The sequence below is a fragment of the Yinghuangia aomiensis genome (genome assembly GCF_039542225.1).
Classification (GTDB): Bacteria; Actinomycetota; Actinomycetes; order Streptomycetales; family Streptomycetaceae; genus Yinghuangia; species Yinghuangia aomiensis.
Window position 1 is genome coordinate 156,473 of sequence record NZ_BAABHS010000004.1, and the last position, 21,488, is coordinate 177,960.

Annotated in this window: 17 protein-coding genes; 5 read left to right on the forward strand and 12 right to left on the reverse strand. The window is 71.8% G+C overall.

Features of this window, described 5'->3' with window-relative positions; genetic code table 11:
• Nucleotides 1–42: 42 nt before the first annotated feature.
• On the reverse strand, nt 43–657 hold the full coding sequence (gene coaE / locus ABEA93_RS07020; protein ID WP_345674429.1) for a dephospho-CoA kinase: 615 nt from the start codon (nt 655–657) through the stop codon (nt 43–45).
• 205 nt (nt 658–862) lie between these two features.
• On the opposite strand from coaE, the gene ABEA93_RS07025 reads away from it, so the two are divergent.
• Entirely contained in the window at nt 863–2,524 is a 1,662-nt protein-coding gene (locus tag ABEA93_RS07025; protein WP_345674430.1) for a N,N-dimethylformamidase beta subunit family domain-containing protein, read from the forward strand.
• Between the two features lie 114 nt (nt 2,525–2,638).
• Here ABEA93_RS07025 and dprE2 read toward each other — a convergent pair whose 3' ends face one another.
• From dprE2 to rpsA, 7 genes are all read right to left on the reverse strand, one after another.
• Entirely contained in the window at nt 2,639–3,394 is a 756-nt protein-coding gene (gene dprE2 / locus ABEA93_RS07030; protein ID WP_345674431.1) for a decaprenylphospho-beta-D-erythro-pentofuranosid-2-ulose 2-reductase, read from the reverse strand.
• Between the two features lie 36 nt (nt 3,395–3,430).
• A complete protein-coding gene (gene dprE1 / locus ABEA93_RS07035) occupies nt 3,431–4,855 on the reverse strand; it encodes a decaprenylphosphoryl-beta-D-ribose oxidase (protein WP_345674432.1) in 1,425 nt (474 codons plus the stop codon).
• The gene (locus ABEA93_RS07040) at nt 4,848–5,795 is read right to left on the reverse strand and encodes a decaprenyl-phosphate phosphoribosyltransferase (RefSeq protein WP_345674433.1); all 948 of its coding nucleotides are present in this window, start codon (nt 5,793–5,795) and stop codon (nt 4,848–4,850) included. Before ABEA93_RS07040 ends, dprE1 begins: the two co-directional genes overlap by 8 nt.
• Before the next feature lie 4 nt (nt 5,796–5,799).
• Nucleotides 5,800–6,375: a phosphatase PAP2 family protein gene (locus tag ABEA93_RS07045; protein WP_345674434.1), complete on the reverse strand. Its 576-nt coding sequence runs from the start codon at nt 6,373–6,375 to the stop codon at nt 5,800–5,802.
• A gap of 427 nt (nt 6,376–6,802) precedes the next feature.
• Nucleotides 6,803–7,936: a TolB family protein gene (locus ABEA93_RS07050; RefSeq protein ID WP_345674435.1), complete on the reverse strand. Its 1,134-nt coding sequence runs from the start codon at nt 7,934–7,936 to the stop codon at nt 6,803–6,805.
• Complete coding sequence (locus tag ABEA93_RS07055; RefSeq protein ID WP_345674436.1) at nt 7,926–9,185, reverse strand: MFS transporter; 1,260 nt, start codon at nt 9,183–9,185, stop codon at nt 7,926–7,928. Before ABEA93_RS07055 ends, ABEA93_RS07050 begins: the two co-directional genes overlap by 11 nt.
• Nucleotides 9,186–9,624: 439 nt before the next feature.
• Entirely contained in the window at nt 9,625–11,115 is a 1,491-nt protein-coding gene (gene rpsA / locus ABEA93_RS07060) for a 30S ribosomal protein S1 (RefSeq protein WP_345674437.1), read from the reverse strand.
• A gap of 387 nt (nt 11,116–11,502) precedes the next feature.
• Between rpsA and ABEA93_RS07065 the strand changes: the two genes are divergently transcribed.
• Both ABEA93_RS07065 and ABEA93_RS07070 read left to right on the forward strand, forming a co-directional pair.
• Complete coding sequence (locus ABEA93_RS07065) at nt 11,503–12,339, forward strand: class I SAM-dependent methyltransferase (RefSeq protein ID WP_345674438.1); 837 nt, start codon at nt 11,503–11,505, stop codon at nt 12,337–12,339.
• On the forward strand, nt 12,306–13,343 hold the full coding sequence (locus ABEA93_RS07070) for a glycoside hydrolase family 18 protein (protein WP_345674439.1): 1,038 nt from the start codon (nt 12,306–12,308) through the stop codon (nt 13,341–13,343). Before ABEA93_RS07065 ends, ABEA93_RS07070 begins: the two co-directional genes overlap by 34 nt.
• Before the next feature lie 167 nt (nt 13,344–13,510).
• On the opposite strand, the gene pgfA is transcribed toward ABEA93_RS07070, so the two are convergent.
• The 4 genes from pgfA to polA form a co-directional block, all read right to left on the reverse strand.
• Nucleotides 13,511–14,707 (reverse strand): cell envelope lipid trafficking protein PgfA, encoded by a 1,197-nt coding sequence (gene pgfA / locus ABEA93_RS07075; RefSeq protein WP_345674440.1) that lies wholly within the window; start codon nt 14,705–14,707, stop codon nt 13,511–13,513.
• A gap of 170 nt (nt 14,708–14,877) precedes the next feature.
• Nucleotides 14,878–15,015 carry a hypothetical protein gene (locus ABEA93_RS07080; protein WP_345674441.1) on the reverse strand — a complete coding sequence of 46 codons (138 nt, stop codon included), beginning with the start codon at nt 15,013–15,015 and terminating at the stop codon, nt 14,878–14,880.
• 220 nt (nt 15,016–15,235) lie between these two features.
• The gene (locus tag ABEA93_RS07085) at nt 15,236–17,422 is read right to left on the reverse strand and encodes a lytic transglycosylase domain-containing protein (protein WP_345674442.1); all 2,187 of its coding nucleotides are present in this window, start codon (nt 17,420–17,422) and stop codon (nt 15,236–15,238) included.
• Nucleotides 17,423–17,591: 169 nt separating this feature from the next.
• Entirely contained in the window at nt 17,592–20,384 is a 2,793-nt protein-coding gene (gene polA, locus ABEA93_RS07090; RefSeq protein ID WP_425584854.1) for a DNA polymerase I, read from the reverse strand.
• Between the two features lie 88 nt (nt 20,385–20,472).
• On the opposite strand from polA, the gene ABEA93_RS07095 reads away from it, so the two are divergent.
• Nucleotides 20,473–20,913: a PaaI family thioesterase gene (locus tag ABEA93_RS07095; RefSeq protein ID WP_345674443.1), complete on the forward strand. Its 441-nt coding sequence runs from the start codon at nt 20,473–20,475 to the stop codon at nt 20,911–20,913.
• Nucleotides 20,914–20,935: 22 nt separating this feature from the next.
• Entirely contained in the window at nt 20,936–21,481 is a 546-nt protein-coding gene (locus ABEA93_RS07100) for a hypothetical protein (protein WP_345674444.1), read from the forward strand.
• Nucleotides 21,482–21,488: the final 7 nt, after the last annotated feature.

The following is a 21,488-nucleotide window of genomic DNA, read 5'->3' on the forward strand; positions in this document are numbered from 1 at the left end:
ACAAACGCGGGAGGCCGCACTCCGGGCCCGGCTGGGCCCGGGTCAGTCCGCGGGGGTCTCCGGGGCGGGCTTGCCGGTCAGGCGCAGCCAGAGGGCCTCGAGCTGCGGTGCGAGGTCGTCGATGGGGCCGTCGTTGTCGACGACGACGTCGGCGATGGCGAGCCGGTCGGCGCGGGTGGCCTGGGCGGCCATGCGGGCGCGGGCGTCGGCCTCGGCCATGCCGCGGAAGCGGACGAGGCGGTCGAGCTGGGTCTCCGGGGACGCGTCGACGACCACGACGAGGTCGTAGGCCTTCTCCAGCCGGTTCTCGGCGAGCAGCGGCACGTCGTTGACCAGGACGGCTTCGGGGCCCGCCGCGGCGCGGAGGGCGTCGGCGCGGGCGCCGATCAGCGGGTGGAGGATCGCGTTGAGCCGGGCGAGCTTGTCCTTGTCGCCGAACACGACGGTGCCGAGCTTGGGGCGGTCGAGCGTCCCGTCCGCGGCGAGTACCTCGGTGCCGAACTCCTCGACCAAGGCCGCGAGTCCGGGAGTGCCGGGTTCGACGACCTCGCGGGCGATCTTGTCCGCGTCGACGACCACCGCGCCGTACGCGGCCAGCCGCCGCGACACCTCGCTCTTGCCGGATCCGATGCCGCCCGTGAGCCCCACGTTGACCATGGGCGTCAGCGTAGTGGCCTGCCGGGCGGTACGGGCGGGGCGGGCCGCTTCCCCGCCCGGGCCGGCCCGCGGCTCACCGCCGAAGGCCCGGCCGAGGCAACGCAGCGTGGTCGTCCGTGCGTATAGCGTGGTGTCCAACGATGCCGTTTCGCGGGTAGTGTCCGCGCTCCGGCGGCTGTTCCGCGGATGCCGAGACGAGGAGCCCATGGTCCGGAACCGGTTCGGCGTCGTGCTCGCGGCGTTCGCCGTCGGCGCGGTCGCCCTGCTCGCCTGCGACGATCCGGCGCGGCCCGCGCCGACGCCGCCGGTCACGGTGGCGTCCGGCCCGGAGCCCGCGGAGCCGCCCAGCGGCGGCCCGGGGGCGCTGCCCGCGGACCGCACCGGCCCGGCGGCCGCGCCGTGCGCACGCACGGTCCGGCCGCGCGGGTGGGTCGCGCAGGAGAACACCCGGCCGGGGACCGGTGATTGGCGGGTGCCGGAGCGCTGGGGCGCGGACCTGATGGGGTTCGTGGACCAGGACAGCGTGGCGTGCGGGGACACCGTGCGGCTGCGGCTGACCGGCCCGGGCCCGGCATCGGTGGCCGCCTACCGCCTGGGCTGGTACGGCGGGACGGGCGGCCGCCTGGTGTGGTCGACGAGCGGTATCTCCAGCGTGGAGCGCAACAAGCCGAAGGCGCTTCCGCCCGCGTACACCGTCGAGACAACGTGGCCGGTGTCGGCGGAGATCCCGGTCACCGCGGACTGGCCGCCGGGCTACTACATGCTGGTGCTGCGCAACGGCGCGGGCAGCGCGTACGGCATCCAGCTGACGGTCCGCAACGACGTGGGCGACGCGCCGCTGGTCTTCCAGGCGGCGAACCTGACCGCGCAGGCGTACAACACGTTCGGCGCGTACGGCCTCTACAGCGGCCCCAAGGACACCTCCGGGGCGCGCAGCGACCGGGCGCGCGTGGCGAGCTTCGAACGCCCGTACACCGGCAGCGGCTACCTGGTGCCGTTCTGGTACGACGTGCCGATGGTGCAGGCGATCGAGCGCACCGGCCTGGACGTCGACTACATCACGGACATCGACCTGGACCGCCGCCCGTCGCAAGTCCTGCGCCACAAGGCGCTGGTGATCGGCGGCCACAACGAGTACTGGACGCGGCGCATGTACGACGCCGCCGAGGCGCTGCGCGACCGTGGCGTCAACATCGCCTTCTTCGGCGCGAACACGGTGTACTGGCATGCCCGTCTGGAGCCGTCGGCGGCGGGCCCGGACCGCCGGATCGCGGTGTACCGGCGGTTCGACGAGGACCCGCTGGCGAAGGACGACCCGGGGCAGGCCACCGTGACGTGGCGCGAGTCGCCGCTGGACCGGGGCGAGCAGCGGCTGGTCGGGGCGACGTGGGGCGGGCTCGGCGTGGTCGGCTCGTTCCGGGTGCTGGACGCGTCGTCGTGGATCTACGCCGGGGCGGGCGTGCACGACGGGCAGGTGCTCGCGAACTCGCTGGGCGGCGAGTACGACGCGGCGCTGCCCGGCGATCCGGGCACGCCGCCGACCCTGGAGGTGATCGCCGCCGCGCCGCTGCGGCTGGGCCCGGAGGCGGCGATGGGCACGATGTCGTACTACACGGCGCCGTCGGGGGCGGGGGTGTTTTCCGCGGGCACCACGTACTGGCCGTGCCAGTTGCGGGATTCGTGCCACGAGATGGCGGTCGATCCGACGAGCCGCGCGGTCCTGACGAAGATGACGGAGAACGTGCTGCGCGCCTTCGCCGTCGGCCCGGCCGGGCGTGCCCACCCGGCGAAGGGGCAACTCCCGCCGACCGCCGACGTGCTGGTGGCCGGCGCGGCCCGCGCGGAGGACGTGGGCGTGCGGCCCTGAGGACCGGAGACACCGACGGGCGGCTCCCCCGCGCCGCAGCGCGGGAAAGCCGCCCGTCGAACCGCTGTCCCTCGAACCGCTGTCCCTCGAACCGCTGTCCCTGGAACCGCCGTGTCAGATCGGCAGCTTGCGGAAGATCGGCCGCGGCACGTGGCGCAGCGCCGAGAACACGAACCGCAGCTGGCCGGGCACCCAGATCGTCGTGGCGCCCTTGCGCAGGCCCTTGACGATGCCGTCCGCGACGGCGTCCGGCGTGGTCGCCATCGGCCCGTCGGGCATGCCCGCGGTCATCTTGGTCTTCACGAAGCCGGGGCGGACGACCATCACGTGCACGCCGGTGCCGTGCGTCTTGTCCGCGAGGCCCTGCGCGAACGCGTCCAGGCCGGCCTTCGACGAGCCGTAGATGAAGTTCGCCTTGCGGGCGCGCTCGGCGGCGACCGACGAGATCACCGCGAGCGAGCCGTGGCCTTGCCGGCGCAGCGCCTTGACCGACGCGAGGCCGGCAGAGACGCCGCCGACGTAGTTCACCTGGGCGACCTTGGCCGCCGCGACCGGGTCGTTCTCGTCGGCTTCCTGGTCGCCGAGCACGCCGAAGGCGAGGAGCACGACGTCGATGTCGCCGTCGGCGAACACCCCGTCGATCACCTTCTCGTGGGTGTCCGGCTCGGCCGCGTCGAACGCGACGACCTCGACCGCCGCGCCCTGCCCGCGCAGGTCGTCGGCCGCCTGGTCCAGCGCGTCCGACGGCCGCCCGGCGAGGACGACGCGCCGCACGCGCTCGGCGACCAGCTTGCGGGCGGTGTGGAGGGCGATCTCCGACGTGCCGCCGAGGATCAGGAGGGACTGCGGTGCGCCCAATGCGTCTTTCACCCTTGGTTCCTTAAGCATTCAACGGGTCGGGCCGGATCAGGCGAGGCCGAGGCGGCGGGCTTGGTCGGAGACGAACACACCGTCCGGGTCCACCTTGGCGCGGACCGTGCGGAACTCCTCCAGGCGCGGGTACATGCGGGGCATGTCGGCCGGGTCCATCCGGGAGTCCTTCGCGAGGTACATGCGGCCGTCGTTGGACAGCACGATCTCGTCGAGCCGCGTCAGCAGCCCCGCCAGGCCCGGGGTGTTCGTCGGGAAGTCCAGGGTGAGCGTCCAGCCCGGCTTCGGGAACGACAGGAAGCCGCGGTTGCCCGGCCCGAAGCGCTTGAGGACGGTCAGCGACGACGGCGCGCCCGCCGCGCTGATGGTCTCCACGATGGTGCGCAGCGCGTCCTCGTGGCCGAACGGCACGATGAACTGGTACTGCAGGAAGCCGGTCTTGCCGTAGGCCCGGTTCCATTCCTGCACGCCGTCGAGCGGGTGGAAGAACCCGGTGATGCCCTGCAGCTGCCCGACCTTGTGCTTCGGCGCCTTGCGGTACCACATCTCGTTGAACAGGCCCATGGTGAACTTGTTCGGCAGGCGGCCGGGCATGATGTCCGGCACGGTGGCCAGCGAGCCGCCCTTGAACTGCAGCGGCTTGGCGCGCTTCTTCGCGGGCAGGTCCTCGAGCCGGGCGAACTCGCCGCAGGTGAGCACCGACCGGCCGAGGTTGCGGCCCTTCGCCAGGCAGTCGAGCCAGGCGACGGTGTAGGTGTACTTCTCGTCGGTCTCCGCCATCAGCGCCATGATCTCGTCGAGGTCGCGCGTGCGGTCGGTGTCCACCGACACCAGCGACGTCTCGATCGGCTTCATGCGGATGACCGCGGACAGCACGATGCCGGTCAGGCCCATGCCGCCGACGGTCGCCCAGAACAGGTCCGGCTCGCCGTCGGGGGTGACGGTGCGCACCGTGCCGTCGGCGAGCAGCAGGTCGAACGCGAGCACGTGGTCGCAGAAGCTGCCGTCCGCGTGGTGGTTCTTGCCGTGCACGTCGGCGCCGATCGCGCCGCCCACGGTCACCTGCCGGGTGCCCGGGGTGACCGGCACGAAGAAGCCGAACGGGACGAACAGTTCGATCAGCCGGTCGAGGCTGATGCCGGCTTCGACGGTGATGACGCCGGTCTCCAGGTCCGCGTCCAGGACCCGGTTCAGCGCCGTCATGTCGAGCACGAGGCCGCCGCTGTTCTGCGCGGGGTCGCCGTAGGAGCGGCCGAGGCCGCGGGCGATGACGCCGCGTTCGGTGCGGCGCTGCAGTGCCGCCGCGACCTGGTCGCGGGTCATCGGCGCGACGACGTCCGCGACGCTCGGCGAGGTGCGCGCCCAGCCGGTCAGCCGCTTGCGGGTCGCCGCGGGGAACGCGCCGGAGGAAGCCCCCGGAACGTCGGAGCGGAAGGTACCGGCCACCGGGCCGTCAGACATGGAACACTCCCAGAACGAACATGAGCAGCCACGCGAACCCGAGTCCGACGATGACCTTGTCCTTGAGGACAACGTCCTCGGGTGCGCCCGCGGTTCCCTCGTCGACGTACACCGCGTAACGCAGCAGCACGAAGCCGAACGGCACCAGCGAGAGCTGCTGCCAGGCCAGGGTCGCGTCGCCCTTGGGGATGTCGAAGGCCCACAGGCTGTAGGTCAGCACGGTGACCGCGACGGACATCTGCCACACGAACCGCAGGTACGTGATCGAGTAGTTGGCGAGCGAGGCACGCGTCTTCGCGGCCTCTTCGCCCATCAGCACCATTTCCGAGTACCGCTTGCCCGCGACCATGAACAGCGAGCCGAAGCCCGCGGTGAGCAGGAACCAGCGGGACAACGGGATGTCCGCGGCCACGCCGCCGACCATCGCGCGGAACAGGAACCCGGAGGCGACCATCATCAGGTCGAGGACCTGGACGTGCTTGAACCAGAAGCTGTAGAGCACGTGCAGGACGACGTACAGGCCGACGATGAGCGCGGTGCCCGGGTTGCACAGCAGGAACGACAGGCCGATCGCGATCAGGCCCAGGATCGGGCCGAGCACCCACGCCAGCTTCACGGGGACGACGCCGGAGGCGATCGGCCGGTACTTCTTCTTCGGGTGCGCGCGGTCGGCTTCCACGTCGAACGCGTCGTTGACGTAGTAGATCGCCGACGCCGCGATGCAGAAGATCGCGAAGATGTAGAGGCCCTGCCGCAGGACCGCCCACTCGTCGATGCGGCCGGCCGCCAGCGGCGCGGCGAACACCAGGACGTTCTTGACCCACTGCTTGGGCCGGGCGAGCTTGACCAGCCCGCCGAGGAGGCCGCCTCTGATCGGCTGCGGCGGGGCCTCGGCCTCCACCGCGGTCTGCTGGGCGGTGGCTTCGATCTCCGTACTCACGGGCTCAGGCCCCCTTCGGGGCCGCGCCGGCCCGGGTCCAGGAACGGCTCAGGTGCGCGGCGGCGGCGCCCATGGCCGCCCCGCCGATCACGTCCGTCGGGTAGTGCACGCCGACGACGAGGCGGGAAAAGCCCATCGCGACGGCGGCCGGGACGGTGACCCGGCCGGGCACCAGACCGCGGAACGCGACCACCGAGGCGGCCGCGGAAACCGAGTGCGACGAGGGGAAGCTGTGCCGCCCCGCGGTGCGTACCAACGGCTCCAGGCCGGGGAAGTTCGGGCGGGGGCGGCGTACGACGCGCTTGACGGCCATGCTGGCGGCGTGTGCCCCCGCGATGGTCGCCGTGGCCCGCAGCCACTGGGTGCGGCGCTCGCGGTCGACGGCCGCGCCGACGAGGCCGGTCGCGAGGAACACTCCCCCGTGTTCGCCGACGAACGAGAGCGCCTTGCAGGCGCCCTGGACCGCCGGGTGACCGGTCCGGCCGCGCACGCTGCGGTACAGCTTCACGTCAGGGCCGGTCACAAAGCCGGTCACGATGTCCACTACCTGCCCGGTGGCCGGAATCCCACCAGGAGCCATACCCATCCTCATTCCCACGTGTCACGACGGTACCGGGCGGTCCGTCCTCCGAAGACCGAGGCCGCGGGGCGGTCGGCTTTCGCCGGCCCGGGCGGGGCCGGCGCGCGCATCCACCGGGGGACGGGCACGCGCAGCTGGCGCCAAAGGCCTCACCCTACGCGACGACAGCGGGTGGTTTCTCGGGGGCGGGGGTGGGACCGCCTCGCGGGAAGGGCTCCGGACAGCCGAGCAGCGAACGGCATCCGCGCAGGTCAACCCCAGCGCCACGGCGCCGCGGCAGTAACGGCCGCCATCGCGTTCGTGACAGAACTGTGGCAATACCGCCCCATGGCGTACACCGATTTCGCGGCAACCGACCGGGAGTTCGCCGCTGGGTCCATCAGATCTGCACGCCGTGTTCATCTCTGCGCGACGCAGCCATCAGGGTTCAGCGCAGCGGTGCGGGCGAAAACGCCCCGGCGATCAACCGGGTCGGGGCACCGCCGCCGTCCGCGGGCACCGACCAGACGTCGGAGCCGGCGCCGGAGCCGGTGGGCAAGTCGTAGGCCACGGCGGCATCGTCCAACCAGATGGCTTGGTCGTCGACGCTGCGCGTCTCGGCGAGCGGCGTCTCCTGTCCGGACGCGAGGTCGAGCACGTTCAGCCGCCACGGCTTCCGCGGATCGTCGGACACCTTCTTCTTGAACACCAGCCGGGTGCCGTCCGGGGACAGCGACGGGCATTCCACGTTGTCGCGCAGCACGACCGCGGAACGCGCCTTCAGGTCGCCGCGCACCAGGTAGGTGCGGGTCGGATTGGCGGTCGACATGGTGGCGTAGAAGGTGTTGTCGTCGGCGGCGAAGGTGACGCCCCAGAAGTTCCGGTCGGGCGTGCGGACGTCCTTGCCGTCCCGGGTGACCGCGAAGTCCTCCAGGGACTCGACGAGATCGCCGGTCCGGGTGTCGAGGATCGACGTGCGGGTGGAGAACGACGAGGCCGCGTACGAGTCCCCGTAGACGAACACGGTCCACGACGCCATCCGGCCGGACGCGGACAGCCGCGCGCGGTTCGGCGTGCCGGACAGCTCTATCCGGCGGACTTCGTGCAGCGTGCCGTCCAGGATCAGCGCGTAGTTGCGGGCGATGACACCGCGCTCCACGGTGAGGCACAAGGCCGTTCCGTTCGCGGCGTACACGCGGTCGCAGGTGCGGTCGCCGACCTGGCGGGCGCCGCCCGGGTCGGCGGCGGCCACGGTGGCGAGGTGGCCGTAGCCGGGCCCCGATTCGGTGCTGCGGAACAGCAGCCGCCGCGGGCCGGCCAGCGTCAGCGGCGCCGCGCCGGGGGCGGTGCCCGAACCGCCGTAGCGCTTGTCGTCCTCGCGCTTGACCGCGTGCAGCGTGTAGCCGACACCGACCCCGGCCAGCACCACGAGCGCCACCACGAACGCGATCACCCGCCCGCGTGTGAACACCGCCGCGACGGGCTCGGGTTCGACCGGCCCGGCGGGCTCGGGCCGCTCGGCGATGTCGCCGGTGTCCTCGGTTTCGTCCGGGTGCTCCCCCGGTTCGGTGTCAACGGCCACGGAGCCGCGCCCCTCCCATCACCACAAGACTCACCGCGACGGCACACGCCAGCGCCGCCCCGGACCACACCACGGCACGCTCCGGCCCCCACCGCGTCCACGCCGCGCCGAACGCCACGGACGACACGAACCGCCCGGCCGCCTGCCCGGTCTGCAGCACCGCGAGACCGCTGGTGCGCAGCGCCGGAGGCAGCCCCGCGCCGGCGGCCGCCATCAGCACACCGTCGGTCATCGCATAGAACACGCCGTGCAGCATCAGCGTGGGCACCAGCAGCGCGAGGCCGTCGAACGGGCCCGCCAGCAGCATGTACACCCCGCCCAGCGCGGCGTGCCCGGCGAGGAACATCCGGCGCCGCCCCCACCGGTCGGCCAACCGCCCCGCCGGGATCGCCAGCAGCAGATACGTCCCGGTGGTGCCCAGCGGCAGCAGCGGGAACCAGTGCGCGGCGATGTCCAGCTTGCGCTGCAGCACCAGGTAGACGAACGCGTCGCTGACCGTCGCCACCCCGAGCAGCGCCGCGCACAGGCACAGCCGCCGGAACGGGGCGTCGCGCAGCAGCCGCGCCCCGGCCCGCCACGACGCCGCCGTACGCGCGGACTCGCCTGCGGGCGTGGGCCGGTCGCGCACGAACAGCACCATCATGAGCAGCCCGACCATGCCGACGCAGAAGCTCACCACGAACACCGCGTCGTACGCGGTCGCCACCGCGGACAGGATCATGAACGCGATCAGCGGCCCGGTGAACGCGCCCACGGTGTCCAACGCCCGGTGCACGCCGAACGCGCGGCCCTGCGCTTCGGGCGTGCTGGACAACGAGATCAGCGCGTCGCGCGGCGCCGTGCGCAGGCCTTTGCCCGCCCGGTCGACGGCGAGCAGCGTGCCGATGCCGGGCACGGAGGCGCCGACCGCGGGGAAGCCGAGTTTGCTGACCGCGGACAGCCCGTAACCGGTCGCGGCGACGGTCTTGCGGGCCGCGAACCGGTCGGCGATGTGCCCGCCGGCCAGCCGCAGGAACACGGTGACGCCCGAGTACAGGCCGTCGAGGAAGCCGAACTGCAGGATGGACAGGCCGAGTCCGGCGACCAGGTACACCGGCATGACGGCGGTGACCATTTCCGACGATATGTCGGTGACGAGGCTGACAAGTCCGAGGGCGATGACGTTGCCGGTGATCGCCGCACCGGTCCGCGGACCCGTCCGGCCGATCCCCGTCGCGGTGTCCTGGCTGCGACTTGACGACAGGTACACGCGGAAACCCTAGTGGCGCGGCCGGTCCCCCGCCCCGATAACGCGCCACCGGCCGGGGTGTTCGCGGGGGTTCACCCCGACGCGGCACCGCGCGGCTGCGGCCGGAACGCTTCCGGCCGCCGTCCGGCGAACCCGCGTACGAACCACCACCCCACCGCTTCACTCACACGGGTGAATAAGCCGACCCAGGGTGTAGCCACCCCGCGGCACCGGGCAGAACCCTCGCGGAGCGGACCCCTTCCGGGATCGCGAACCCCGCGGCGGCGGCCCGGGGTTGCGCACCGGGTCGCGCGGACGCGCAAGCCGCCCGCCGGAATTCGCCCGGCAGCACCGCTGCCGGGCGAGGTCCGGAAATGCCGGAAGGCCCCGCCTCGGGGGCGGGGCCTTCCGTCAATCACTGCACCGGATTTCGCACCGGATCAGCCGCAGGGGCAGAGCTTCAGCTCTGGCCGCCCGCCAGCTTCTCGCGGAGCGCGGCAAGCGCCTCGTCGGAGGCGAGCGCACCGCCGCCGGCCGGCGCCTCGGACGGAGCCGACGAGTACGAGCTGCCGCCGCCGCCCGCAGCCCCGGCTTCGCCGGCAGCCTCGGCCTCGGCCTCGCGGGCCTTGACCACCTGCTGCTGGTGCTGCTCGAAGCGGGTCTGGGCCTCGGCGTACTGCCGCTCCCACTCCTCGCGCTGCTTGTCGTACCCCTCGAGCCAGTCGTTGGTCTCGGGGTCGAAGCCCTCGGGGTAGATGTAGTTGCCCGCGTCGTCGTACGTGGCGGCCATGCCGTACAGCGTCGGGTCGAACTCCGCCTCGGTCGGCTCGGCGCCGAAGGCCTCGTTCGCCTGCTTCAGCGACAGGCTGATGCGACGGCGCTCGAGGTCGATGTCGATGACCTTGACGAAGATCTCGTCGCCGACCTGGACGACCTGCTCCGGGATCTCGACGTGGCGCTCGGCCAGCTCGGAGATGTGGACCAGGCCCTCGATGCCCTCGTCGACGCGGACGAACGCACCGAACGGCACCAGCTTGGTGACCTTGCCCGGAACGACCTGGCCGATCTGGTGGGTGCGGGCGAACTGCTGCCACGGGTCTTCCTGGGTCGCCTTCAGCGACAGGGAGACGCGCTCGCGGTCCATGTCGACGTCCAGGACCTCGACCGTGACGTCCTGGCCGACCTCGACGACCTCGGACGGGTGGTCGATGTGCTTCCAGGACAGCTCGGACACGTGGACGAGACCGTCCACGCCGCCGAGGTCGACGAACGCACCGAAGTTGACGATCGACGACACGACGCCCGTGCGGACCTGACCCTTCTGCAGGGTCGTGAGGAAGGTCTGGCGGACCTCGGACTGGGTCTGCTCGAGCCAGGCACGGCGGGACAGGACCACGTTGTTGCGGTTCTTGTCCAGCTCGATGATCTTGGCCTCGAGCTCCTTGCCGACGTACGGCTGGAGGTCGCGGACGCGGCGCATCTCGACGAGGGACGCCGGAAGGAAGCCGCGGAGGCCGATGTCGAGGATGAGACCACCCTTGACGACCTCGATGACGGTACCGGTGACGATGCCGTCTTCTTCCTTGATCTTCTCGATGGTGCCCCACGCGCGCTCGTACTGCGCACGCTTCTTCGAGAGGATCAGGCGGCCTTCCTTGTCCTCCTTCTGGAGAACGAGGGCCTCGATGTTGTCGCCGACGGCGACGACCTCGTGCGGGTCCACATCGTGCTTGATGGAAAGCTCGCGGGACGGGATGACGCCTTCGGTCTTGTAGCCGATGTCGAGCAGGACCTCGTCCCGGTCGACCTTGACGATCACGCCATCCACGATGTCGCCGTCGTTGAAGTACTTGATCGTCTCATCGATTGCGGCGAGGAATTCTTCCTCGGAACCGATGTCGTTGACCGCCACCTGCGGGGTGGTGCGAGTTGCCTCGGTGCTGCTCGTCATGTGGGAAAGGGCTCCGGTACGGACAGAAGTCGTCGGTTAAACCACGCTCCAGGACCCGGTTTCGCCCCGTCGGACACGCACGGCCGTGAACACGGCCGAAATGCAGCGACAAAGGTGAGCGCGACCTGCTCCGTCTGAGTTCACGCAGGCCCGCGGCGCAACTTGCAGCATACGGGCCTGGCCAAGCGCGGTCAACGCGCGGGGTCGCGGGCGCAAGCGGACCCGCTGCGGGCGCCCGGCACTTCCGTCACTGCCGCTTCCCTGTTCCCACCGGTCACGGCAGTATCCGTGCGTGCCCGGGAGTATCCCTGCGTCACTGCGGTCGTTTGCGTTGGCGCGCACGATAACGTACGCCGATCCCGAACAACAGCGCGTGAGGCAAGTCATATGAACGAGCACGAGGACGCCGTTTTCTCCGCCGGGGTCGCCCGCCGCGACGTGGGGGCTGCGGAGAGCGCGCGCGCCGGACGGTCGTGGTGGGACGCCAACGCCGACGAGTACCAGGCCGATCACGGCGACTTCCTGGGCGACGCCCGGTTCGTGTGGGGACCCGAGGGCCTCGACGAGCAGGATGCGGGCCTGCTGGGCGACGTCACCGGGCGCGCCGTGCTGGAGATCGGCGCGGGGGCGGCGCAGTGTTCGCGGAGCCTGCTGGCACGCGGGGCGTCCCCGGTGGCGCTCGACCTCTCCTACCGGCAGTTGCAGCATTCCCGGCGGATCGACCTGGGGCATGCGGTGGCGGTTCCCGCCGTGCAGGCCGACGCGGGTGCGCTGCCTTTCGGCGACAGCGTGTTCGACCTGGCATTCTCGGCGTACGGCGCACTGCCGTTCAGTCCGGACGGGGCGGGGATCATGCGCGAGGTGTACCGCGTGCTCAAGCCGGGCGGACGGTGGGTGTTTTCGCTGACGCACCCGGTCCGCTGGGCGTTTCCGGACGATCCCGGGCCGCGCGGGCTGACGGTGCGCAGCTCGTACTTCGACACGACGCCGTATGTCGAGACGGACGACGAGGGTCAGGCCACGTATGTCGAGCACCATCGCACGCTCGGTATGCGGGTGCGGGAGGTGGCCGGCGCGGGGTTCCGCCTCGTCGACATCGTGGAGCCGGAGTGGCCCGAGGAGTTGGCGCAGGTATGGGGCGGATGGAGTCCGACGAGGGGCCGGTTGATCCCGGGGACCGCGATCTTCGTGTGCGTGAAGGACGGCGCCCCCGGCGGCGCCTGATCCGGGGGCTGCGCGCGACCGCGGCGGTGGCCGGGTCGCTGGCCGCGGCGCTGGTGCTGTCCGGGGTGGGCGCACTGACCGCGCTGCGGCTGGAGTACACCGGGGCGCCGGCGGCGGACGCCCGCACCCGGGGCCGGGACGCGCTCTGGCTCGGGCACGCGTGGGTCGACGGCCGCAAGAGCCCGGCGGACGTCGCGGCGCTGGCCGCCCGGCTGCGCGGCACGGGCGTGCGCGACCTCTATGTCCATGCGGGCCCGCTGGAGCACGACGGTTCGCTGCCGCGGGAGCGCTATCCGCAGGCGCGGGCGCTGCTGGACGCGGTCCGCCAGGCCCTGCCCGGTGCGCGCGTGCAGGCGTGGCTCGGGGACGTGGTCGGTCCGAACGCCCTCGACCTGCGCGACGAGGCGGTCCGCGGCCGGGTGGTCGCGTCGGCGCGGTCCGCGATGGACGCCGGGTTCGGCGGCGTGCATTTCGACCTGGAGCCGATCGGCGACGGCAACCGCGACTACCTGGAGGTGCTGACCCGGGCCCGGGAGGCGGTGCGCGCGGGCGGCGGGGTGCTGTCGGTGGCGGCGCACCAGATCGAGCCGGCCGGGAACCTCGTCGCCATAGCGTCGGCGGCGGGCGCGCAGCGCACGAAGTGGTGGACGCCCGGCTACTTCGGCGACGTGGCGTCGCGGGTGGACCAGATCGCGGTGATGGCCTACGACACGTGGATGCCGACCCGGGGCCTGTTCGGCGGCTATGTGACCCGGCAGACCGAACTCGCGTTGTCCCGCACCCCGTCCGCGGTCGACCTGCTGATCGGGCTGCCGTTCTTCCACGACGACACGATCGGGCACCACGAGGACGCCGAGCAGGTCGCGACGGCCGCCCGGGCGGTCCGGCTGGGCCTCGCCGCGGCGCCGGGCCGGCAGACGTTCGGGGTGGCGCTGTATGTGGACTTCGCCGCGACCGAGGAGGACTGGGCGGCGTACCGGCGCGAGTGGGTCGACGCGGGCTGAGGCCCGGCGGCGGTCTTCGGCGCCGGTCCTTCGGCGCCGGAGGCGGCCGGCTCCGGCGCGGGCCCGGAAACGCACCCGCTCCCCGCGCGGCAGGACACGCGGGGAGCGGGGGGGGAACGACTGGGCGCTGAGCGGCGATTCGCGGCCCGGCCGGGTCGTGCGGGAGGTCAGACCGCGGGCGGGGGCGTCTGCGGGCGTTCCGGGTAGGCCGTGGCCGGGGTCTTGCCGTTGCTCGACGGGGCGGGTGCCTCGGCGGCGACCTCCGCGACGCTGGACACCGCCGGAACCCGCGGCAGGACGGTGGTCTCGGCGGAGCGGGACGCCGCGGAGAGCGCACCGACCGGGACGGGCGCGGCCGCGGACTCGGCGGGGGCCGCCGCGGCGGCATCGCCGCCGCCCGGACCACCGTCGCCGTCGGCGGGCACGGCCGCCGGCCCGGCACCGCCGGCCGCTTCGCGCTCACGCTTGCGGCGGCCGAGGAACTCCAGCAGCAGCGAGGCGAGGAAGAGCACGATGCCGATCACGACGAACGCCAAGGGCAGCTTGTCGTGCAGGAGCAGCATCTGCGCCTTCTGCTCCTTGGCGTCCTCGATGAGCTTGTTCGACCACTCGGCCTTCATCTTGACGTTGCCGTCGAACACCACGAGCTTCGCCGGGTTGGCCGGGTCGTCGGGGTTCGGCGTGCGCATTTCCTCTTTGTGCTGCTCTTCGGCGTAGACCGGGGCGCCGGTGACCGGCTCGACCCAGAACTTCCGCACCGTCGTGTACCAGCGCTCCATGCCGGCCGCTTCGACGGTTTCCGGGGTCAGGCCGCCGGGGAGCGAGCTGGGCACCGGCACCTTGGTCCACGGCACGGTCTGCTCGAAGAGGTAGACGGGGAGGCCGTTGAAGTTCTCCGTGCGCACGTAGTTGATGGTGGACGCGGTGTGGGCCTGCGCGTCGTAGTAGTTGTAGCCGCGCTTCTCGGTGAAGAAGGGCCACTTGTACTGGATGCCGGTGTGCGCGACCGGCTTGTTGTCGATGTGCTCCCCGCAGCAGTTCTTCGGGGTCTGGGAGACCGCGTCGAAGGCGTAGCGCTCGGGGATCTGGGTGACGACCTTGCCCTCGCTGTCGACCATCGCGAGGTTCATGTCCCACACGACGGTCTGTCCGCTGCCCTCGTCGGGGTTGGGGCGGACGGTCTGGATGATGGTCGCCTTGGCCTTGCCCTCGCCTTCGGGTGCGCCGAAGAGCGTCGCGTTCTGGGCTTCGAGGACCATGACCTTGTACGCCTTGTCGCCCTTCAGCGCCTTCGCGACGAGCCGCGGAAACGCGTACTCGCGGACCAGCGGAGCGAAGGCCACGAAGAACACTGCAAAGGTCAACAGGACCAAGCTGGACCTACGACGCATCGAGAATTTCCCCTTGCCATGGAACGAGCTGAACGTGCCGGACGGACGGACCGGTCCGGATTGCGATCGTGCTGAGTGGTGCGGGGTGCTGCGGGGTGCTGCGGTGCTGCGGGGTGGTGTGCGGTGGGGGCCGGTGTCGGTCCTCAGGGCTTCGCGGGCACCTGGGTCACCTGGAGCGGCTTGTCGATGGCCTTGGGCTCGGGGACCGCGAAGGTCGTCAAGGCCCAGGTGGCCAAGCCGGCGAGAACCAGGCCGGTGAGGACCGCGGCGAAGGCACGCATCAGAAACTCTCCTTGTGTTCGCTCACGGAGACGGCACGGTAGCAAGGAAGCCACAAAATAAGAACACGTTTCAGATTTTTGGCGGCTTGATTCTGTGGACAGTTGGCGACGGGTCACTCCCACCCATCCCCAACTGCGAATTCGTCGATACGGATACTCCCCCGCCGGGACGAGCCCGACGGGGGAGCAGCGAGAACACGTTTCTGTTACTGGCCGGTCACTAGCCGCTCGGCTTGGTCGTGGCCGCGCTGGTCTTCGTGGTCGCCTTGGTCGCGGGCGGGGTGGTCGTCGCGGGGACGGCGCGGACGCCGTTGCCGTAGAACTGCATCCACGCCTTGACGGTGGAGACGTACTCGGTGGATTTGTTGTAGCTGTAGATGGCCCGGTCCAGGTCCGCGGGGCGGCTCAGGTCGCGGTCGCCCGCGCACAGGTAGCGGGCGGCGGCGAGGCTGGCGTCGTAGACGTTCTCCGGGTCGGACTTGCCGTCCTTGTTGCCGTCCATGCCGTAGCTCTTCCAGGTGCTCGGAATGAACTGCATCGGGCCGACGGCGCGGTCGAACTCGGGGTCGAGGTCGTAGGCGCCCTTGTCGGTGTCCCGGATGACGGCGGTGGAGTGGCTGCCGTCGAGGCGCGGGCCGAGGATCGGCGTGACCGCGGTGCCGTTGGCGGTGACCTGGCCGTTGTTGGCGTGCGAGGACTCGACGCGGCCGATGCCGGCGAGGAGCTGCCACGGCAGCTTGCACGCCGGGTCGGCCTTGGCGGTGGTCGCGGCGGCCTGCTGGTAGGCGGCGAGCACGATCTGCGGGATGCCGTTGGACCCGGCGTTGACCGGGGCGGCCGGAGGCGGGGCCGTGGTGCGGGTCGGCGACGCGGAGATGGTGCCGATGACCCCGCTGGGCTGCGGCGAGCCGGCGGAGCCGGGGGCGGCCGCGGGCAGCACCGGCGGCAGCTCCAGGTCGCGCGCGGAGCCGCCGTCGACGGGGGCGCTGTCCTTGGGCGGTTCGGGGTCGGACATGCGCGGGACGTCGGACTGCGGGACGCGCTGCGCGGTCGCCATCGTGAACGGGTTCTGGACGACGGCGGCGCCCGCGAGCAGCAACGCGGCGACACCGGCGGCGGCCATCCAGGGGTTGACGAGCCGCCGCCGCTTCCCGGACGGCTCGCTGCTCTCCTCGGCCTTCTCGGTCTCGTCGCCGTCGCCGCCGTCACCGGACTCGTCGGGCTTGGCTTCGAGTTCGGCGGGCCGGTTCCCGAGCGATGCGACCCAGGCGTCGAGTTCGTCCTCTTCGCCGTCGGCCTTGGCCTTCCCCTTGCCCACAGGCCGCAGCAACGCGGTGTCGGGATCGGCTGCCGGGACGGCGGAGACGGGGGCGAGGAGCGCGGTGTCGGGGTCGTCGGCGGGGGGCTGGACGGCGGCGTCCGACGCGCCGAGCAGGGACGCCTCGGCCGGTTCGACTGCCGCGTTCGAGCCTTCGGCCGCGTCGGCGCCGGACGCCACAGCGGCGGAAAGCTCTCCCGGCTCGGCGGATTCGGCTGCCCCGCCGACACCTTCACCGTCTTGCATTCCGCGCGCAGGAGAGTCCGCCGTGGGGGTGGGAGACTCCGCAGGCAGAGCAGCATCCGCCGGGTCGGCCGCGAGGTACGCGTCGGAGACGACGAGCGGGGTGGCGCCAGAGGCGGCTGTCGGACCAGCGTCGGCCGACTGTGCCGGTTGGTCGACATCGGACGAGCGCGGGCCTTCGGCCGCGTCGGCGACCGACGCCGCGGCGAGGGAAAGCCCGCCCGGCTCGGCGGATTCCGCTGCGAGCGGGGTGGCGTCGGAAACGGCGGCCGCACCGACGTCTTCGCCGTCCTGCGGCTCGCCCGGCGCCTCGGACGCGCGCGGCCCTTCGGCCACGTCGGCAGCCGACGCCGCGGCGGGGGAAAGGCCGCCCGTTGCGGTGGATTCCGTGACGAGCACGGTGGCGGCGGGAGCCTCCGCGGACAGAGCGGCTTCCGCCGGTTCGGCCGCGGGGTCCGCGTCGGCGGGGGTTGCCAGGCCGGCGCCTTCACCGTCCCGCGCCCCTTCCGCACCCGGGCGCTCGGCCCCGTCGGATTCCTGCGCGGCCGACTGCTCGGCGGTCTCGTCGGCCGTATCGGCCGACGTATCGGCCGCCGGAGCCTCGCCCGTCTCCGCCGCGCGCGTCGCGTCGGACTCATCGGGGCGGTCCGCGACTTCGTCGGCCCGGGTCTCGGCGTCCGGTTCCGCGGGTCCCCCGCGGCCCTCCGCGTCATCCCCCGCCGCGCGCGGGCGCGGCGGTACCACCGCGACCGTGGTCAGGTTCCGGGCCCAGCCCGGCTTCGTGGTTCCTGTGTGGTGCGGTATCTCCGGATCCCGCGGACCAGGCCCCTGATCGGCCACGTCCACGAACCGCCCCCTTCGCCCGGCTGCCAGGTCCGCCCGCCGCGCCGCGGGAAACGCGGTCGGACGACAGGCGGACACGAACCTACGGCAGGTCGGGCCCCGGCTCTACCCCCTGGCTAGAATTTGTTCTAGTTACGGTGTCTTTGTCGGCAAACCGGCAGCGGGCCGGGCCTCAGTGCCCGGCGTCCTCCCACGTCGCACCGAAGCCGACCGACACGTCCAGCGGCGCGGACAGCGGGTAAGCCCCCGCCATCTCCTCCCGCACCAGCGCCTCGACCCGCTCCCGCTCCCCCGGCACGACCTCGAGCACGAGTTCGTCGTGCACCTGGAGCAGTATCCGCGACCCGAACCCGCCCGCGCGCAGCGCCTTGTCGACGCCCAGCATCGCGACCTTGACGATGTCCGCCGCCGACCCCTGGATCGGCGCGTTCAACGCCATCCGCTCGGCCATCTCGCGCCGCTGCCGGTTGTCGCTGGTCAGGTCCGGAAGGTAGCGGCGGCGGCCGAACACCGTCTCCGTGTAGCCGGTCTGCCGCGCCTCCTCGACCACCGTGCGCAGGTAGTCCCGTACGCCGCCGAAGCGTTCGAAGTAGTTCGCCATCAGCTTCCGGGCCTCGTCCGGCGTGATGTCGAGCTGCTGCGACAGGCCGAACGCGGACAGGCCGTAGGCCAGCCCGTACGACATCGCCTTGATCTTCCGCCGCATCTCCGCGTCGACCCGGTCGCGCGGCACCGCGAACACCGCCGACGCGACCGTGTTGTGCAGGTCCTCGCCGGACGCGAACGCCGCGATGAGCGCCTCGTCGTCGGACAGGTGCGCCATGATGCGCAGCTCGATCTGGCTGTAGTCGGCCGTCATCAGGCCTTCGTAGCCCTCGCCGACCACGAACGAGCGGCGGATCAGGCGGCCTTCGTCGGTGCGGATCGGAATGTTCTGCAGGTTCGGATCGGACGACGAAAGCCGCCCGGTCGCCGCGACGGTCTGGTGGAACGTCGTGTGGATCCGCCCGTCGTCGGTGACCGTCTTGACCAGGCCTTCGACGGTGGTCCGCAGCTTCGTCTGGTCGCGGTGCCGCAGCAGCGCGGCGAGCAGGTCCTGCGCGGGCTCCGGGATGCCCGGCTGGGTGGCGAGCCAGGTGAGCGCGTCGGCGTCGGTCGTGTAGCCGGTCTTGATCTTCTTGGTCTTCGGCAGGTCGAACTCGCCGAACAGGATCTCCTGCAGCTGCTTGGGCGAGCCGAGGTTGAACTCCCGGCCGACCGCCGTGTGCGCCTGCTCGGTGGCCTGCTTGACCGCTGCACCGAACTGCGTCTCCAGCCGGTCCAGGTACTCGCGGTCCGCGGCGATGCCGAGGCCTTCCATCGCGCACAGCACCCGCATGAGCGGCAGTTCCATGTCGCGCAGCAGCTTGAGCTGGCCGAGGCTCTCCAGCCGCTCGTCGAGCGCGTCGGCGAGGTCGACGACCGCGCGGGCCGCGAGCATCAGCGCCTCGCCCTTGGCCGCGGTCTCGTCGTCCTCGGCGCCCGACATGTCCAGCGCCAGCTGCCCGTCGGCGGCCTCGTCGACCTTCAGCTCGCGGTGCAGGAACCGCTGCGTCAGCGTCTCCAGCGCGAACGACCGCTGGCCGGGCAGCACCAGGTAGGCGCCCAGCGCGGTGTCCGACGTCACCCCGTCCAGATCCCAGCCGTGCGCGCGCAGCGCCAGCATCGGGCCCTTCGCGTCGTGCACCGCCTTCGGCCGCTCCGGGTCGGCCAGCCACGCGGCCAGCGCGGTGTCGTCCGCCTCGTCCAGCACGGTCGGGTCGACATACGCGGCGGTGCCGTCGCCGGCGGCGAACGCCAGCCCGGTCACCGCGCCCGTACCGCGGCCCCAACTGCCTTCCACCGCAACGCCGGTGCGCGCCGCACCGGACGCGTGCCCGGCCAGCCACGCGGCGACCTCGCCGGTCTCCAGCACCGTCGTGTCGAGCACGAACCCGTCCTCGACCACCACGGCCTCTTCGGCACTCGCGACGGCCGCGCCCGGGTCGACCGCCCACAGCCGGTCGCGGAAGTTGTCGTTGCGGAACTCCAGGCTGTCCAGCACCCGTTCGACCTCGGGACGGTCGTACGCCACCCGCGCCAGATCCCCCGGCGCCACCTCCAGCGGCACGTCCCGCACGAGTTCGGTCAGCTCGCGGTTGAGCTTCACCGACTCCAAGTGGTCGCGCAGGTTCTGCCCCGCCTTGCCCTTGACCTCGTCGGCCCGCTCCACCAGCTCCTGGAACGACCCGAACTCACGGATCCACTTCGCCGCGGTCTTCTCCCCCACGCCCGGAATCCCCGGCAGGTTGTCCGACGGGTCGCCGCGCAGCGCCGCGAAGTCCGGGTACTGCTGCGGCGTCAGCTGGTACTTCTCCTCCACCGCCGCGGGCGTGAACCGGTGCAGCTTGCTGACGCCCATCATCGGATACAGCACCGTGACGTCCGGCGTGACCAACTGCAGCGAGTCGCGGTCGCCGGTCAGGATGAGGACCTCGAAGCCCTCCTCGGCGGCCTGCGTCGACACCGTCGCGATCACGTCGTCGGCCTCGAAGCCCTCCACCCGCATCGTGCGGATGCCCATCGCCTCCAGGACCTCGACGATGAGTTCGACCTGCCCCTTGAACTCGTCCGGCGTGGCCGACCGGTTGGCCTTGTAGTCCGGGAACCGGTCGGTGCGGAACGACTTCCGCGACACGTCGAACGCCACCCCGAGGTGCGTCGGCGCCTCGTCCCGCAGAACGTTCGCCAGCATCGACGTGAACCCGTACACCGCCTGCGTCGGCTGCCCCGTGGCCGTCGACATCGCGGCCTCCTTCAGCGCGTAGAACGCGCGGTACGCCAAGGAGTGCCCGTCGAGCAGGAGCAGCCGGGGCCGGACACCGGACGAGGTGCCGGACGCCGCGCTGGAGGTTACGGAAGCCTGGGGTGCGTCAGTCGAAGCCACCCCCAGATCCTAGGCTGGTAGGCCGACACATCCGGTCATGTCCCTCCCCGCGCGTGGCCGAACACGACCAGCGTGACAGGAGAAACCCATGGCCAGCGGCTCGCCCGTCGATTTCCCCGTGCCGGTCGACGAACTCGGAAAGGTCTTCGGCACCGACTTCCCCGTCACCCTCGGCAGCAAAATGGGCATCGTCGTGCACGAGGCCACCCCGCAGCGCCTGGTCGCGACCATGCCGGTGGAAGGCAACATCCAGCCCTACGGGCTGCTGCACGGCGGCGCGTCCTGCGTCCTCGCGGAGACCCTCGGCTCCATCGGCTCCGCGCTGCACGCCGGACCCGACGCCATCGCCGTCGGCATCGAGATCAACGCCACACACCACCGTTCCGCGACCTCGGGTCTGGTCACCGGCACCGCCACCCCGGTACACCTGGGACGCACGCTCGCCACCTACGAGATCGTCATCACCGACGAAGCCGGCAAGCGCGTCTGCACCGCACGTCTCAGCTGCCTGATCCGCCGCAACGAGTAACCGCCACCGCGGGAGGTTCGGTATGGGATTACGCAAGACGACCGCGATCACCGCCGCCCTGGGCCTCCTCGCGGGCGCGGGCGCCGCCGCCGGAACCGCGGCGGCGCTGTGGCCCGGCACCGCGAAAGACTCCGTCCCCTACGTCTACGAGGGCGACAAAGTCGTCGACTCCGCCCCGGTGAAAAGCGCCTTCCTCGAAGTCCGGGTCACCGCCTACCACTGCGGCCTTGCCTACATCACCGGCACCCACGCCGAGTACTACGCACACGGCCAGCTCTGCCGGGTCGGCGTCCGCCTCGACAACCAGCAGCTCGTCACCGCCAACATCGACAGCCGCATCCAGAAAATCGTCCTGGCCGACGGCACCGAACTGATCCCCGACGACATCCCCATGCAGATCAAACGCCAAGAGCAAGTCCAGCAGATGGGCGCCCGCAACATCGTCGTACTCAGCTACTGGTTCGACATCCCCGCCGACGCCGTCCCCGTCGCCGTCCGCATCCGCGCCACCCCCGAAGCCCCGCCCGCCGAGATACGGCTGCCCAAAGCCACCTGGGACCGCCAATAACCTCCGA